This window comes from Siphonobacter aquaeclarae (assembly GCF_900103285.1).
Taxonomy (GTDB): Bacteria; Bacteroidota; Bacteroidia; order Cytophagales; family Spirosomataceae; genus Siphonobacter; species Siphonobacter aquaeclarae.
In genome coordinates this window covers 275,987-292,516 of sequence record NZ_FNGS01000007.1, presented here as the reverse complement: position 1 = coordinate 292,516, position 16,530 = coordinate 275,987, and the positions used below count along the sequence as shown (strand labels likewise).

The window sequence follows — 16,530 nt, the reverse complement described above, 5'->3', positions numbered from 1 at the left end:
CTGTTTGTTTGTATCTTTGGTTGATGAAATGATTCATCCAAAATACGACAAAAGACAGGAGGCTCCGTCAACAATGGTCCGGCTTTCTGTCTTTTGTCTCTTTTTCCTGTGCGAAAGCCATGTTCGAAGATTTAACCAAAGGCCTCAACGATCCCCAGCGGGAGGCTGTGCTGCATACCGAGGGGCCGCTCATGATCATCGCCGGCGCCGGCTCCGGCAAGACCCGCGTGCTGACGCAGCGGACCGCCCACCTTATCAAAAAAGGCATCAATCCGTTTTCCATTCTCCTGCTGACCTTTACCAACAAGGCCGCCGGTGAAATGCGGGAACGGATCGAAAAGGTCGTTGGCCACGACGCCCGTGCCATCTGGATGGGTACCTTCCACAGCGTCTTTGCGAAAATCCTCCGGTTCGAGGCCAAATCCCTTGGCTTTACGTCCGATTTCTCGATCTACGATACTGACGACTCCAAGTCCCTCCTTAAATCCATTATCAAAGAGCGGGGTCTGGACGACAAAGTCTACAAACCCAACGTGGTGTTCAACCGGATTTCCGGGGCGAAAAACCGGCTGGTTTCCGCTGATGCGTACCTGGCCGATCCGATTATTCAGGCCGACGATGCCGCTGCCCGCCTGCCGGAAATCGGTCGGTTGTACAAACTGTATGTCGACCGCTGCTTCAAAGCCAACGCGATGGACTTTGACGACCTGCTTTTCAATACCAATATCCTTTTCCGCGATTTTCCTGACGTACTCAACAAATACCAGCATAAATTCAAGTACGTGATGGTTGATGAGTTTCAGGATACCAACGTTTCCCAATACCTCATCACCCGCAAACTGGCTGCTATTCACGAGAATATCTGCGTCGTGGGCGACGATGCGCAGTCGATTTACGCCTTCCGCGGCGCCAACATCCAGAATATTCTCAATTTCGAAAAAGACTATCCCGGCCTGACGACTATTCGTCTGGAGCAGAATTACCGGTCGACCAAAACCATCGTTGAAGCGGCCAATTCCGTCATCGCCCGTAATAAACGGCAGCTTCGCAAGGAAGTATATACCGAAAACGAAAGCGGACAGCTTATCGAGGTAATCAAGGCCGCTTCCGATGTGGAGGAAGGCCGCCTCGTTGCCACGTCTCTTTTCGAAGAAAAACTCAATAACGGACTCATTAACAGCGATTTTGCTGTTCTGTACCGGACCAATTCCCAGTCCCGGGCATTCGAAGAATCCCTCCGGAAACTGAATATCAAATACCGGATTGTCGGGGGATTATCCTTCTACCAGCGCCGGGAAATTAAGGACCTGCTGGCTTACCTTCGTTTCACGATTAACCAGAACGACGAAGAAGCCTTCAAACGGATCATCAACCTGCCGAAACGCGGAATAGGCGACCAGACGGTGGCCAAAATCGCGGTGACGGCGGCGGAACAGAACGTGACGGTCTGGGATGTTGTCGCTAATATTCAGCACTATAACGCCGGTCGTTCGGCTTCAGCGATTGAAGGATTCTCGGACCTGATCAAGTCGTTCAAGCTGATGATCGACAAAAAGGATGCTTACGAAGTCGCCAGCCATGTAGCCAAGGCTTCCGGCATCCTCAAAGAGCTTTACGAAGACAAGACCGTGGAGGGCCTGAGCCGGTACGAAAACGTACAGGAATTGCTTAACTCTATCAAGCAGTTTGTTGATAATCAAGACAATGAAGATAAGTCTCTCGGTGCTTTTCTCCAGACGGTATCCCTGCTCACCAACGCGGACGAGTCGGACGAGGACGGAGACAACGACCGTGTCACGCTGATGACCATTCACCAGGCGAAAGGGCTGGAATACAAGGTTGTATACATTGTCGGGCTGGAAGAAGACCTGTTTCCGAGCCAGATGATGCTACAGTCGAGCGATGATCTCGAAGAAGAGCGCCGGCTGTTTTACGTAGCGATCACACGTGCAGAAAAACGCCTGTACCTGACATACGCCGAGACAAGGTACCAGTACGGGCGATTGAAACCCTGTGAGCCCAGCCGGTTTATGGATGAAATAGACGGCAAATACATTCACCTGAGCCGTGCCGCTGCCCGCCGCATGGCGGAAATGCAGCGCAGTACGGAGCGGCCAACTCCGGCAGCGTTCCTCCGCAACGTCGCCAGCAAGGCGGCACAGAACGGCGGTTCGCAGGAAAAACGGACGCCGCCTACCCGTTCGGCTACGCCCCAGAGTACCCACGTACCCAGTCCGGATTTTCGAGCGTCTGATCCCCGGAAACTGGCTTCCGGCCAGCGGGTCGAACACCAGAAGTTCGGTTATGGTACCGTCAAGCTGATTTCCAACGACCAGAACGGGGCCAAAGCGGTGATTCAGTTTGATAATCAGGGAGAAAAAACACTTCTGCTGGGATTTGCGAAGCTCAGAATAGTGGAGTAAAGCAGCAGGCAGTAAGCCATAGGCTTTAAGCGATAGGCATATAGGTGCGGCCTCTCCAGGCAACTGCTTAACGCCTACAGCTTAAAGCTCTCCACAAGGCACAAAAAAACACGGATGGCCGCCACCATCCGTGTTCGTAAAGTTTGTCTGCTCTCGTCAGAGAAGACAAAACAAAGATACATTTCTTTTTTTATAATTCTTATGACCCTGCCAAGCCGAAGGCAAAAAAAAAATATATCTCCCGTTTAGAAAGTAGTCACTTTCCTGCGGATACGGCTCAGGCTGTCCGGGTGGATCCCTAAGTAGGAAGCCAGGTCCTTGATCGGGATGTGCCGGACGATATTCGGATCTTCGGTCAGAATCTGTTCATAGTTTTTCTCCGCATTCATCGTCAGCATTTTCATCTCCTTCCTCAGCTTGTTGAGGTAGAATTGTTCGGTCAGCAGACGGACGAAACGCTCGGCTGACCGGGACTGATCGATCCATTCCTGGATAGCTTTCCGGTGAATACGGAACAAGAGAGTGGGGGTCAAAGCCTGAAGGCTGACCTCTGAAGGTTTCTCTGTGAAATAGGAAATAAACGAGCAAAATACCTGGTTTTCGAAGGCGAAATCCAGGCATATGTCACGTCCTTCCCTTTCCACAAACATCCGGACCAGGCCCTTGAAAACAAAATAGACATGTTCCTCCGGCTGCCCCGCAGCCAGAATCAGGTCCCGTTTCCGGATAGGTTTTTCTTCAAAATGGGTTGACAGAAAGAGCCAATCTTCCTTAGTCAATAGCGACACGCGGTCAAAAGCTTCCCGCATCGCGACAGGAATCACAATCATACAGCGGGACGAGGTTTGTTGTGGCGGCAACTGCACCTGAAGGAGGGCTTCAGATAACCGTCCGTTATACGTATACGTTGTGCTAATATAGTCGAGAAAAAGCGATCCGGAATTATTTTCCGGACAAAAAGGTTACCATCTTCGACGTCCGGCACAGGTCTTTTCCCGGAGACTTACGAATTTTACGGGGGCCCGGCCTGACGATGTCAACCGTACACGATACTGATTCTCAAAAGACTGCACGCTTCCGGACCGGAAGCGGACAACGGTAAAAAAATCGAAAAACCGGCAGCTATAATTTAAAAAAAATGTCTCTTCCCATTCGCGTGGATGTCGTTTCTGACATCGTTTGCCCCTGGTGCTACATTGGAAAACGCCGGCTCGAAGCCGCGCTGAAGACGCTGGAAAACGAGGTTTCCGCGGAGATTGTCTACCACCCTTTTCAGTTGGACCCTACGTCTCCCAAACAGGGACGTCCCTTCCGCCATCACATGGAAAGCCGGTTTGGCCGGGAGCGGGCGGCGACGATGTTTTCGCATGTGGAGCAGGTCGCTTCTGAAGTAGGCCTGGATTTCAATTTTGCCGAAATCGCCAAGGATTTCAATACGCTCGACCTGCACCGCCTGCTGACGGTCGCCTATGAAAAAGGGTTGCAGTCGGTCACCAAAGAAGCCCTGATGGACGCCCATTTTGTCCGCCGGGTGGATCTGACAGATGAAGCTACCGTGATCGCCACGCTGACAGCCGTTGGCTGGTCGGAAGAAGACATCCTCGACGTTCTGAAATCGGACAAGGGATACGAATCCGTGCAGGGGGAGCTGGAGTATTTCCGGCAACTGGGAGTCACGGGCGTGCCGTTCTTCATTCTCAATAACAAATACGCACTTTCCGGCGCCCAGCCGGAGTCTGTCTTCGTCGACGCGCTCCGAAAGGTACTTGCCGAAGCAAAACCCGAAATCATCGCCGCAGGCGCCGCCTGCGATCCGGTAACGGGCGAATGCAACTAACAGCAAAGGGGCAGGCTCAACAGTCTGCCCCTTTTTATTCGCTACTGCCGGTCCTGCTCCACCGACCGGTAAATAGCCGTCAGAATAGCTTCTTCGTATTCGGCAGCCAGGATGTCGGATAGCTTTCCCGGACCAAAGTCCTGACTGATCGCATAGTTCCGGACAAACTGCGTCTTCTTTGCTCCGACGGCGTAGTGCCAGGTTCCGGCGTTTTCTGTTCTGACGAAAATGACAACCTCGTCGAAGGTCATCAGTGTTTTCTGTGCAAAAGGAGGATTCTGCCTGTAGACTGTTTTTGAGGCTTTGTCGAACGTCATGCGCACGTTTATGCGAAACAGATAGTCGTACAAGCCGTGGATCGTCAGGTACGCCATTATCGCCAACCCCAGCACAATCCAGCCTTCGTCCACTTCTCCGTAAACACCCGGAAGTACCACGCCGATCGCGACAGTTGCCACAAAAAACCAATACAGACTCTTCAGCTCCTGCCGGTGAGGTTGCAGCGAAAACGAACCTGACGCTTCTTCCACCCGGTACTTGTCTCTAATATCCATGCCTTCCAATAATCTCTTCGATGTCATTAAGCAGCCGCTGCATGGACCGTACGGTAAATCCCTGCGCCAACGGAGCTATTTTCTCCTTGCCGTCTTTGTAGTAGTACAGATTTAACGAGGCATTGATCGTGATAAAAAGCTGGGAGACGGAATGCAGCTCAAAATGATCAATATCCGCCAGGGATACTGTCACCGGCGGGCGCAGCAAAGCGAGCTTGACCCGGATTTCCTTCCGATCCATATCGATGACAAACGACTTGGTCATCATCTGGATTCCCACCAATACCGCCGTAATTCCAACTATCCAGGATAATGCCGGTACATGAATCACAAATCCGAGAATAAAAAGCCCTGCCAACCCTCCCATAAGCAGGATTGAAAACATATATTGTGGCTTCATTTTGTAACTATTCCCGTCCTGTTCAAAGCTCTTCATTCGTATGTTTCTCTGTTTTTTGTTTCAGGAATTTCCGATTAATCTCTTTTCATCGGTATCGGTTATAAAGTACCAGTCCGGGAATAAGGCATAGGAGCGAAAGCAGTAATAACGGCCAGTCGCCATACATAAACATCCACAGCGTCTCCTCTGCCGGACCTACCTTCAATACGAATACAAATGCAAATCCGATGAGGATGAGTATGATTCCGAGGTATTTCTTAACAAGCATAATTGAATAGTTATCAACCGATAAACGAGAACTTGTTTTCAAACATTTTTCCAATTATAGGGAGCGGCTTTTTTACCTCGTTTGCTGCATTTATAGCGCCGATAATCAATAATACCAGCACAACAAGGCTGAGATAACCCAGCGAATAAAGCGATGTAATGGCCATCAGAATGTTCAGTCCTATACTCAGCAGCAAGCCGGCAATGAGCAAACCCAGCGACTGGCGCAGGTGGTATTTGAGCAGGTCATTTGCCTGATCCTTTCCGGTAAAATAGGCAATAAGCCAGCCGATGAGCGTGATATAAGACAGAATAGAAAGCGATTTGTTGTTCATTTTATTGATCCAATAAGAAGTCCGGCTGCCCTTGTCAGCAGTCGGGACAAAACTGATACCATCCGCCCCGGCGAACAAACCGGTACCGGCTACACTATGGCTACGGCCCGCAGCTCGCAGCGACTACAAAGTGACTACATATCCCATAACCAGCTAATAAACAGCCTATTGCAAAAGAAGTAGTTTGAGTGCTTATGCCGGCCTGTCGGGCTAACGCCCTGTTTTTTCACTACTTTTACCGGTCCAAACCCGCTTATGTACTCGTTTCCCTCTCCCATGCGGTATTGTAGATTTCTTTGCAGCAGTATTCTGTCTGTGTTCCTTTTGTTGTCAGCGGGATGTCTGACGGGCTTCGCTCAGGCTCGGAACATTTACCTGGACAGTCTCGAAAACAGACTGGCAGATAAAGCGGTATCCGTTACAGAAAAAGCCGGTATTTACAATATCCTGATTGAATCGCACCGAACATCAGACCGGTATGAACAGGCTTTTCACTATATCCGTCTGCTGCGACGCCTGGCTGATTCGGCACAACTTCCGGTTGAACAGGTGAAAGTATTCGTCCACCTGGGAACTATAGCCGGAAATAAAGGCGAGTACGACAAGGCGCGGCTATATGCAGATACTGCTGAGCTTACCGCCACCAAATCCGGAAATAACCTGGCAAAATCTTATAGCAGCTATCTGCTGGCGCATAGTCAATTAAATCTGAGCGAATCGGAGAATGTTGTCAAAACCGTGCACAAAGCACTCTCTTTTTTGTCCGCCTATCCGGAAGAATATTCCCTCTATGCCAAGCTGAATTATTTTCTGTATGCAGTTTACACCGATTGGAATAACCTGGATAATTCCCTGCGATACGCTCGGGAATCCGTAGCTTTCGCGGAGCGATCCAACGATAAAAATCTCCTTAGTAATGCGTATACTGCTCTCGCCGTTTCTTATACCTACCAGTATGAGAAAAGTCGTAGCAATAAAGATCTTCAGCTGATTATTCAGACGCAGGAAAAAGCAGCCGATTTATACCGGCAGTTTCCGGGAAGAGTCGCCGATTTTACGTTTGCCCTGGCCCGGACCAACAAGGCGGATTACCAGTTGAGGTACTACCCTGATTTGTCTGCTTCTGCGCAGCAACAGATTGAAAAGGAAGTCCGGGAAGTACTTGATGTAGTCGGGAAGCTGAAAAACAGCCAGCCGGTTGTCGCCAGCGCCCTCGGCATTCTGGCAACGCTGGCGAAAAGAAATGGCGACCAGCCCGCCGAAGAGCAATACCTGCTTGAAGCCCGCCGCGTGCTGCTGACACAACAACCCGTTTACCTGCACACGTTGCAGATGGTTACGGGACAACTCGCTCAGTTGTATGCTGAAAAAGGCCAGTTCCGCAAAGCGTACGAATACCGGAACGATGAGATTAATTACACGCACCAGCTTTTCGACCAGGATCAGGCCGCGTCGGTCCAGCGGCTGACGGCACAGTTCCAATCCCAAAAAAGAGAAGCGGAAATGAAAGCCCTGGAAGAAAAGGCGGAAAGTCAGCGCCGACAGAAGCTTCTCTATATCGGGCTGGGAATCGCCGGCCTGGCAGGCTCCTTTTTCATGTTCCGTTCCTACCATTTCCGGCTTAAATACTCGCTGGAAAGAGCCAAACAACTCAGCACCGAGAAAAGCGAAGCAGAATTACTGATTAAGTTTCAGGAAGAAGAACAAGCCCGCCTCCGCATCGAGCAGCAATTGCTGGAGGTCAGTCAGCAGAAATTGCAGGACGAGGTCATGGCCAGTCAGCTACACATCCATCACAAAAACGAGGTACTTTCTCAGCTGAAGGAAACCATCAGCGGCGGGACGATCAACACGATTCAGCAGATTTTGCGGAAGGAATCACTGATGGACAATGACTTTGAGAAAGCGAAATTTCGTATTCAGGAAGTACATCCTCATTTTTTCCGGAATCTCAACGAAAAAGCAGGGCAAAAACTCACGCCTCTGGATCTCCAATACTGCGCATATCTCTATCTCGGCATGGATACGAAGCAGATTGCTTCCCTGCTGCACGTCGAACCGAAAAGCGTACGCGTCACCAAATACCGGCTCAAAAAGAAATTCGGACTGGACGAAAAAGACAGCCTGATTTCATTCCTCCAGCAATCGGCCGGGTAGTCGTTTTCCAACCAACCTTCCCTTTCACGCAACAGGCAGGCCCGAAAGCCTGCCTGTTTGTATTTATTTCCGGTCGGAAATGGCCGCCGAGTTATCGAAACCGGCCCGGTGAGGGTACTCTTCCATCACCCGGGCAACCGTTTCCCGGATGAGTTCGTCCCGGTTTTTCTTCCGGGCATTGAGTTCTCCCTTCGCCCAGCCCTGCCAGACCATCTCTTTCGTTCGTGCGTCCAGCAAGCTGATAATCAACCTGTTTTCTTCGTAGTTGCGGGAGCTTACGTTGTTATTATTCCCCCACCACCATCCCCACATCGGGCCGGTATTCATGGATTGAATCTGCTGCAGGTTGCGGGCGTCGGTCTCAAACCGGATCAGCAGATCCGGCTGCTGCGACTCCTTATACCCTCTCGCATTCATCTCATTCTCAAGCGCCTGCGTAATGCGCTTCTGCATCAACTGGCTTCCCATGACAGGATCGGGATTGGCTCCCGGCGCCGATACCACCGCGTAGGTGCGGTAGCCCCGGAAGTCTGCCCCTCTGTCATAATCGGACCGTACCTGGATGGTCGGCGAGCAGGCCGTCAGCCAACAGGCGGCGGCCACTCCTATCACGCTGTATTTCATGGTTTTAACAGGACAACGTTCGACTTTGGTTAAAAAGAGAAAAGCTGCTTCATATCCCCTGAACTGCGTGATGGTTTACTGCTCAAAAAACGCGGGCCACCTTCCGCAAATTGCCGGAAGGTGGCCCGCTCAGCCGTTCAGGACGGGTTATTTAAGACTTTTTAACGCCTGGTCGAGATCCGCAATCAGGTCGTCCGGATGCTCCAAACCCACGGATACGCGCAGCAATCCGTCGGGCGTCGGGCTATCGGGTCCTTCGTAAATCTTCCGGGGCTCGATGAGGCTTTCGACGCCGCCGAGACTGGTCGCCTGCGTAAAGACCTTCAGCGCTCCCGCTACCGAGCGGGCGGCTGGTAATCCGCCACCGACTTCAAACGACAACATTCCGCCGAAACCATCTTTCATTTGCGCCAGGGCGACTTCATGCCCGGGATGCTCCTCCAGACCCGGATAGTAGACCTTTTCTACACCCGGTTGGCCCACCAGCCAGCGGGCTACTTTCTCTGCATGTACAGACTGCTGCCGGACACGCAGCGGAAGCGTCTGGATACCGCGCGTAATCAGCCAGCAATCAAACGGAGACGGGATACCACCGGTCAGGTTCTGAATCTGCCGGAGCCTGTATGATAATTCTCCTTCTTCGGCGACGACCAGCGCGCCACCAAGTACATCGGAATGGCCGCCAAAGTACTTGGTCGTGGAGTGCATCACCACGTCTGCGCCCAGCGCCAGCGGGCGCTGAAGTACGGGTGTCGCCCAGGTATTATCCACGGCACAAACCGCGCCTACTTCATGGGCCAGTTTAGCCAGGGCAGCAATATCCGTGATGCAGAGTAGGGGATTACTCGGCGTTTCGAGCCAGAACAGACGGGTATTGGGGCGGATGGCCGCTTCTACTGCCGCGATATCTGACGTATCAACCAGGGTATATTCCAGTCCCCACGGCTCGAAAACGTCTGCCAGCAGCCGCTGCGCGGCATAGTAGACAAACGGCGTGGTAATGACGTGGTCGCCGGGCCGGAAGGCCTGAAACAGCGCCGCAATGGCCGCCATTCCCGATCCGAAAGCCAGTCCTGCTGCACCGCCTTCGAGGATTGCCAGGCTTTTTTCCAGCAAATCCCGGTTCGGATTATTTCCACGACTATAAAGAAACCCATGAGGCAGATTTCCTTCGTGATCCCGCTCGAATGTGGACGTCAGGTAAATGGGCGTCGAAACAGCGGAAGCGTTTTTGTCATGAAAACGGGTAACCTGTATGGCAAGGGTTTCAAGATTCATCGGATACATCAATTTTTAACAATGACAAACTCCACGCGGCGGTTGCGCTGCTTGTTTTCGGGCGTATCGTTGGGAGCGACAGGGTGGCTTTCCCCGTAGCCTTTCGCCACAACCCTGACCTCTGCTATTCCTTTCGAAATCAGGTAATTACGAACCGAAGCCGCACGATCCTGAGAGAGTTTCATATTGGCCTCGTCGGTACCGTCGCTGTCGGTATGCCCGGCGATTTCAACGGTCATCGCCTTCTGTTTGTTCATCAGTTCGACGACGCGGTTCAGTTCCGGGAAGGACTCCGGCTGCAGCGTTGCTTTCGCCGTTTCGAAGAAGACGTTATTCAGATCCACCTTCGCACCGGCGGCTATTTTCGTCACGACGAGATCCCGGTCATTCAGCTCCAGGTACCCGCCGCCGCCGAGGGTCTTCAAATCGAGGTTGAGGGACTTGCCGACATACCCTTCCACTTCCGGACGGATCCCGTACTTGTCGCCGTAAGGCAGCGAAATCTTGTATTCGCCCGTGACGGGGTCAGGCGTAGCCGTACCCAGCTCCCGGCCGTCTACGAGGCTTTCGAAGACGATACGGGCGTTTGCCGGTACTTTCTTCGTTTGGGCGTCATACAACTTGCCGATAATCATAACGACAGCGTTCGAATTTTTGCCCTGGGTATTATCAACAGGTTTTCCGGTCTGTACAGCAGGTTTGTCCACCGTCTGGGCGACCGTCGGAGGAGCAACGGTATCCGGCGCGATTTTCTGGAAGAGAATCCGTGCGACGTCGGCTTTCCCGTTCGTAGTTGTCACAAAATACGCCCACTCTCCGGAAGCCGGAATGGTAAAGTACGCGTCAAATTCGGGAGTATTGATGGGTGCGCCGAGGTTTTCGGGATTGCTCCACTTCCGCCAGCTTTTGTCCAGCCGGTGGGAAACCCAGATATCGTTCGAACCAAGACCCCCCGGCCGGTTGCTGGAAAAATACAGCGTCTGGCCGTCGGCCGCCAGAAACGGTGTGGTTTCGTCTCCGTCCGTATTGATATTCGACCCGAGGCTCATCGGCCGCGACCACTTTCCGGCTTTGTCCAGAAAGCTGACATACAGGTCGGATTCCTTTGCGTTTTTCTTTTCGGAGAACGCCAGCAGCAGGGTCTTTCCGTCGTTGGCCAGGTAGCCGTACTGGTAGTATCCCTTGTTCATGTTGTCGAGCCCGGGAATATCCAGCTTCTTCGGCCGTTCCCATCCGCCGGCCTGCTTTTTCATGGTTGCAAAGCCACGGATACTCAGGTCGTCTCCGTCTTTCTGGGTCCAGTGCGTGAGCAGGGTATTCCCGTCGGGCGTGACGCTGTAAATGACATTATGCTCTTCGGAATTGACCGGGTTCGGCATCCGGCGGGCGGCGGTCCAGAGCGTACCCGTGAGGTATTCTGAAAACCAGACGTCCTGACTGCCCTTTTTATTGGAAGCATTCTGCGGGTGACTGACGCGGCTGAAATACAGCGTCTTGCCATCCGGCGAAATCACCGGTTGAATCTCTGTAAACTCGGAGTTAATCATGTCCCCCAGCTTTTCGGGTGTCTGCGCATGCAGCGCCTGACAGGCCAGAAGGAGGACGGGTATAAGGCGTTTCATATGTTAGTTGGGTCAGAAAAGCATTCGGGTCAGATCTTTTGCCGGTCAACCCATTTTTCGGCGACGACAGGCTGGTGATCCAGCATTTGGGAAAGGAGATCTTCCGCGTCTCCGGAAACCAGCAATAACTCCCGGTTGGATTCTTTCAGAAAACCCGCTTCCACCATCCGGTCCATCATACCCAGCAAAGGATCGTAAAAACCATTGATATTCAGCAGTCCTACCGGCTTGCGGTGAATCTGCAGCTGCTTCCAGGTGAGAATCTCGAACAATTCATCCATTGAGCCGAAACCTCCGGGGAGCGTAATAAAGCCGTCGGCCATCTGCGCCATCAGGGCCTTCCGCTCGTGCATGGTTTCGGTGACAACCAGTTCCGTCAATCCGTTGTGCGCCACTTCCCACCGCTTCAGAAAATCGGGAATAACGCCGACTACCTCCCCGCCCTCCCCGAGCACCGCATCCGCGATGACGCCCATCAGCCCTACATTTCCGCCTCCATAGATCAGTTTTACCTGCTGCCCGGCGAGAACTCGGCCCAATGCCGCCGCGGCTTCACGGTAAACGGGATCGGAGCCGGTACTTGCTCCGCAAAACACAACGATTGATTTCATTCTTTCGGGGAAAATTGTGCGGCAAATTAACGAGATCCGGCCGACTGTTTCTTCTTGTTTTTGGTGGAAGGCTTTTTTCCGGCCGAACGGAAGCCGTCGAACCGGGCAATCAATCCTTTCGCGCCCACTGCCCATCCGGCCGAACCGGCAAAGCTGACGGAGTGAAAGGGAGAATCGTCGAGCTTTTTCCAGTCCCTGCCCCCGTTCATGGAATAGCAGGTACCAGATGGCCCGACAGCGATGAGGCGCTCGATAACCGATGTCACCGGCGCACCGCCTACCACAGCAGTATTCTCCTGCCGGTACAGGCGTACGGCTTCTTTCAGCCCGGGGGGATAGGTTGATTTTTCGAGGTTCCAGGTCTTGCCGCCGTCCTGCGTCGTCAGCACATTCTGGGTAGAATCAGTGACACGCACATAGTCGCCGCCCACGGCTACGCCCTGAAGCCGGTTGTGAAAGTAGAGTCCGAAAATACCGGAGGTTTTGCCGGCCGGGAGCGGCGTTTCAGCCACTTCCCAGGTTTGACCGTAGTCTTTGGAACGGAATACCCGCGCAAAACGGCTGCCGCCGGTACCGATCCAGGCCCATTTTTTTCCGGCGATGGTGAGGGAAGTACCGCTGGCGGCAAAGGCTGCTTCTCCTTCCTCGACCGCCGGAAAGTTCTCCCGCGGTACTTCGGTCCAGGATTTTCCCCCGTCGGAAGTCGTCAATACAAAGAAGGCATGATCGACAGGATCGCCGAAGCAGATGCCGTGTTCCTTGTCCCAGAACTCGACACCATCGAGAAAAGCGCCTTTCTGGTGTGTCTGGTACACCAGTTTCCAGGACTGTCCGGCGTCTTCGGTGCGGTAGATACGGGCAGCGCCTTTGTCGGCGTCGCCGGCACTCATGGCTACCGCGACCTCTGCATTGAAAGCATGAATATCCCGGAAATCAAGCGCTTCCGCTCCGGGAATGGTATGAATTTCCCAGGTCTGGCCGCCGTCGGCCGTGCGGAGTACCTGCCCTTTCGTTCCGCCTATCCAGCAGACTTTGGAAGATATTGCGCATACCGACCGGAAGTGGGCTTCGGTACCGGAAGGCTGTACCGTCCACTGTCCCGAAACCCGACCGGCCACCAACACGAGAAAAAGCAAAAAGTAACGTAAAAACATAACCCGATCTTTGGTTGAAATAAACGAAAAATCGGGTCATTTATGAGGCAATACGGAAAAAAGCAGCTGTGAGCGTCGCCAGTCAGGACAATGTCAGGCGCCCGCGGATGGTCTTTTTATCGATTTTTCCGACGGATGTTTTGGGAATAGCTTCGGCAAACTGGATGCTGTCCGGGACGGCCCACTTCGAAATTTCCCCGCGGTCCACCAGCGGCTGCAGGTGTGCACGGATGTCTTCGGCAGCTACCTCCTGCCCTTGTTTCAGTACCACCAGCGCGAAGGGCCGCTCTCCCCATTTCGCATCGGGAATACCTACTACGGCTACTTCCGCTACGCCAGGATGTGTCCCGATGAAGTTTTCCAGATCGATGGATGATACCCACTCGCCACCGGTTTTGATGACGTCTTTGATCCGGTCGGCGATTTTGATCGATCCGCGTTCGTTCATCGTCGCGACATCGCCGGTATGGAGGTATCCGCCGCGCCAGAGCTGCTCCGAAAGTTCCGGCTCCCGGTAGTACCCCTGGGTCAGCCAGGGCGAACGGACGACAATCTCGCCCATCGTTTCGTCGTCGGCCGGTACATCCCGCATGTCTTCGTCCACGACGCGCAGGTCTACAAACACCGTCGGCGATCCGGTACGTATCCGCATCCGGATTTGCTCGCTGAGGTCTTCTACGGCCCTGTCTTCAGGACCGAGGTATGCCGTCGTCAGGAATGGACATGTTTCCGACATACCATACCCCGCCACAATATCGACACCCCGCTCAAGAGCGGCCTTGCAAAGCGCAGACGGCAGCGCTGCTCCACCGATGATTACCTTCCAGCGCGACAGGTCCACGTGTTTGGCGGCCGGATGCCCGACAAACATTTGCAGGATCGTCGGCACGCAATGGGAAATCGTCGGTTTGTGGGTCACGAATAGCTTGAGCGTCATTTCAGGCTCGAAACGACCCACCAGTACCTGCTTGATTCCCAGCAACGTAGCCACGTAGGGAAATCCCCAGGCGTGGACGTGGAAAAACGGCGTCAACGGCATGTATACCGCCGAGTTGTTAAAGGAGCAGGCTTTGTCGACCGACATGAAACTAAGCGCCACCGCCAGCGTATGCAGTACCAGCTGCCGGTGCGTGAAGTACACGCCTTTGGGACTGCCGGTCGTTCCGGTGGTATAAAAAGTCGTCGCCACGGCTTCCTCGTCAAAATCAGGAAAGTGAAACTGGTCGGAGGCAGCGGCGAGCAATTCTTCGTATTCGCCGGCGATGGTCAGCGGCGTTTCCGGAATGGGCTGTCCTTCAGAGGCCACGATGATCTTTTTTACGGATGTAAACTGCGGGGCCAGCTGTGTCAGCAATGGCAGAAAATCGACATGCGTAATAATCACGACGTCTTCCGCATGATTAATCGTATAGAGAATCTGTGCGGAAGATAACCGCCAGTTGATGGTATGCAGGACATTTCCGGTCATCGGAATACCAAAGAACCCTTCGAGGTACCGGTGGCTGTCGTAATCGCATACAGCGACCGTCTCCCCGCCGGAAAGGCCGAGGGAAGACAGGACGTTTGCCAGTCGGGCAACCCGTTTTTTCAATTCGGCATAGCTATAGCTGACCTGGTCCCGGTATACGATTTGCCGGTCGGGCTCCAGTACATCGGAATACTGCAGGATATGTTTGATCAAAAGGGGAAACGAGTAAGCGCCGGATGCTTTGGGCAGTTTGCGGATATTCATCGGATAAACGGGTTTCTTTCTCCCGTAAATACTGAATAATCTTGGATAACTACCTTTTATCCGCTAGAAAAATATGGGTATTGGCCGTAAGCAGTAGGCTACAGGCTTTAAGCAATTGCGAGTGCTTTTGTGTGAACCCCCTATTCTCAAAAACAGTCCCCGCCTTGCCGCATATCTCAAGCGGCAGGGCGGGAATTGTTTTCTGAAAGAGCGCGAAGCCCTGCTCAAATACCTTTCGTTCCGGCATAAAGCTTAAAGCCTATTGCCTAAAGCTCCTTCTCACGCCATACGCAGAAAGTGGCGCCGGCAGCGCTGGCACTGGTAATACCGGACAGGAAGAAAGAATAGAAGGTAGCGAACGGCCGCGGGGCGGTTCCGTCGTTCCAGAACAGTGGACCTGCAATAGGGACACTGCCGATTCATCGTAACGGGTGACATGGGGGAAGAGAATTAATTGGCGGATTAATTGCTAGTAAAAATAGAAGAATCACGGCGATTTCCTCCCTGGCCGGAACGTTTCCTACCAGATGTTTACCCCATAGCAAAAGTACCCGGATTTTACGATCAGGCGATCGGCATTCCTACCGCCAAAAAACTCATTGTCAGGCCGTTATCAGCCTGCCGGATAGGCGCAGGCACAAACCGGAACGCATCGCTGCGCCGGCCGGTCAAACGCTCCAGTTCCTGAACAAGCAACTGATGTTCAAGCAGCCGCAACGGTGTTTCGCTGGCGACGACCGTCAGCAACCGGCTGGCGCCGGCCGGAAGGGCATAGTGGTAGTTGCAGCCCGCGTGCAGTTGCTCGAGGCAGGCTTCGAGCCGGCGGGAGCCGTCTGCCGTCGTATGAGCAACGAAAGCCATGCCTCCGTCTGTCAGAAGCGGACGCATGTCAGCAAGCGGCAGCGGCCCGCCGAGAAGATCCGGGAAAAGCCGCGCCGTATTAAGAAGCAACTCGTCTGCCTTGGCATAAAACTCAGGAATGGTCAGGTTTTCGGAAAGCTGTTCGGCCAGTTTATCCAGGGAAAACGCGATTACGGTATCGCAATGCTTGCGGAGGTGGCGCAGGCCATCGGCCGCAAATTCCGTCACCGACGAGCCCTCGGAGGCAAACGGCATCGTCACGCAGGCGATGGAAAGAATGCCCAGCTCCCGCCCGATACCTGCCAGTACCGGCGTCGCTCCGGAACCGGTCCCTCCGCCCATTCCGGCGATAAAGATCACCAGTTCAGCGCCGTTGAGCCAGGCTGCGAAGAGGTCCTTCCGGCCTCTAGCCCACCATTTCGCCCGCTGGGAACTCATGCCGGATCCCTGTCCTTCGTCGCCCAGAAGCAGTACAGAAGGGAAATCTGTCAGCTCGCCAAAGTCGGTATGACAGGCAAGCAAACTGACACCGGGAAGCGAAAGACCGGACAATTTCCGGATTACCTGGCAGCCGGCTGAGCCGACGCCGACGATTCTGACGGGTTTCACGCGATAGGTGATTGATTCAAAACGTATTAGGGCATTCTGGCACTTCCCGGATTCCGGACGACCAAG

Annotated in this window: 15 protein-coding genes; 3 read left to right on the top strand and 12 right to left on the bottom strand. The window is 53.3% G+C overall.

Going from position 1 to position 16,530, the window contains the following annotated elements:
- Positions 1-119 precede the first annotated feature (119 nt).
- Positions 120-2,423: an ATP-dependent helicase gene (locus BLR09_RS19145; RefSeq protein WP_093205945.1), complete on the top strand. Its 2,304-nt coding sequence runs from the start codon at positions 120-122 to the stop codon at positions 2,421-2,423.
- Positions 2,424-2,668: 245 nt separating this feature from the next.
- Here BLR09_RS19145 and BLR09_RS19140 read toward each other — a convergent pair whose 3' ends face one another.
- Positions 2,669-3,253: a Crp/Fnr family transcriptional regulator gene (locus tag BLR09_RS19140; protein WP_093205943.1), complete on the bottom strand. Its 585-nt coding sequence runs from the start codon at positions 3,251-3,253 to the stop codon at positions 2,669-2,671.
- Positions 3,254-3,561: 308 nt separating this feature from the next.
- On the opposite strand from BLR09_RS19140, the gene BLR09_RS19135 reads away from it, so the two are divergent.
- A complete protein-coding gene (locus BLR09_RS19135; protein ID WP_093205941.1) occupies positions 3,562-4,260 on the top strand; it encodes a DsbA family oxidoreductase in 699 nt (232 codons plus the stop codon).
- 41 nt (positions 4,261-4,301) lie between these two features.
- On the opposite strand, the gene BLR09_RS19130 is transcribed toward BLR09_RS19135, so the two are convergent.
- The 4 genes from BLR09_RS19130 to BLR09_RS19115 all read right to left on the bottom strand — a co-directional run bounded on the left by BLR09_RS19130 (position 4,302) and on the right by BLR09_RS19115 (position 5,816).
- Positions 4,302-4,814, bottom strand: coding sequence for a hypothetical protein (locus BLR09_RS19130; RefSeq protein WP_093205939.1), 513 nt, complete (start codon positions 4,812-4,814; stop codon positions 4,302-4,304).
- A complete protein-coding gene (locus tag BLR09_RS19125; protein ID WP_143011159.1) occupies positions 4,804-5,199 on the bottom strand; it encodes a hypothetical protein in 396 nt (131 codons plus the stop codon). The genes BLR09_RS19130 and BLR09_RS19125 overlap by 11 nt, the downstream gene beginning before the upstream one ends.
- 100 nt (positions 5,200-5,299) lie before the next feature.
- Complete coding sequence (locus BLR09_RS19120; RefSeq protein ID WP_093205935.1) at positions 5,300-5,482, bottom strand: hypothetical protein; 183 nt, start codon at positions 5,480-5,482, stop codon at positions 5,300-5,302.
- Positions 5,483-5,495: 13 nt separating this feature from the next.
- On the bottom strand, positions 5,496-5,816 hold the full coding sequence (locus tag BLR09_RS19115) for a magnetosome magnetite crystal formation protein family (protein ID WP_093205933.1): 321 nt from the start codon (positions 5,814-5,816) through the stop codon (positions 5,496-5,498).
- A gap of 315 nt (positions 5,817-6,131) precedes the next feature.
- Here BLR09_RS19115 and BLR09_RS19110 point away from each other — a divergent pair, with 315 nt between their 5' ends.
- On the top strand, positions 6,132-7,973 hold the full coding sequence (locus BLR09_RS19110; RefSeq protein ID WP_218126692.1) for a helix-turn-helix transcriptional regulator: 1,842 nt from the start codon (positions 6,132-6,134) through the stop codon (positions 7,971-7,973).
- A 63-nt stretch (positions 7,974-8,036) separates the two neighbouring features.
- Here BLR09_RS19110 and BLR09_RS19105 read toward each other — a convergent pair whose 3' ends face one another.
- The 7 genes from BLR09_RS19105 to BLR09_RS19070 all read right to left on the bottom strand — a co-directional run bounded on the left by BLR09_RS19105 (position 8,037) and on the right by BLR09_RS19070 (position 16,464).
- Entirely contained in the window at positions 8,037-8,597 is a 561-nt protein-coding gene (locus BLR09_RS19105; RefSeq protein WP_093205931.1) for a DUF4136 domain-containing protein, read from the bottom strand.
- Between the two features lie 147 nt (positions 8,598-8,744).
- Positions 8,745-9,875 carry a trans-sulfuration enzyme family protein gene (locus tag BLR09_RS19100; RefSeq protein WP_093206090.1) on the bottom strand — a complete coding sequence of 377 codons (1,131 nt, stop codon included), beginning with the start codon at positions 9,873-9,875 and terminating at the stop codon, positions 8,745-8,747.
- Positions 9,876-9,883: 8 nt separating this feature from the next.
- Positions 9,884-11,497: an OmpA family protein gene (locus BLR09_RS19095; protein ID WP_093205929.1), complete on the bottom strand. Its 1,614-nt coding sequence runs from the start codon at positions 11,495-11,497 to the stop codon at positions 9,884-9,886.
- A gap of 29 nt (positions 11,498-11,526) precedes the next feature.
- Positions 11,527-12,108, bottom strand: coding sequence for an LOG family protein (locus BLR09_RS19090; protein WP_093205927.1), 582 nt, complete (start codon positions 12,106-12,108; stop codon positions 11,527-11,529).
- A gap of 26 nt (positions 12,109-12,134) precedes the next feature.
- On the bottom strand, positions 12,135-13,262 hold the full coding sequence (locus BLR09_RS19085; protein ID WP_176785613.1) for a WD40/YVTN/BNR-like repeat-containing protein: 1,128 nt from the start codon (positions 13,260-13,262) through the stop codon (positions 12,135-12,137).
- 82 nt (positions 13,263-13,344) lie between these two features.
- On the bottom strand, positions 13,345-14,994 hold the full coding sequence (locus BLR09_RS19080) for a fatty acid--CoA ligase (RefSeq protein ID WP_093205925.1): 1,650 nt from the start codon (positions 14,992-14,994) through the stop codon (positions 13,345-13,347).
- Positions 14,995-15,558: 564 nt separating this feature from the next.
- Positions 15,559-16,464 carry an FtsZ/tubulin family protein gene (locus BLR09_RS19070; protein ID WP_093205921.1) on the bottom strand — a complete coding sequence of 302 codons (906 nt, stop codon included), beginning with the start codon at positions 16,462-16,464 and terminating at the stop codon, positions 15,559-15,561.
- Between the last annotated feature and the right edge of the window lie 66 nt (positions 16,465-16,530).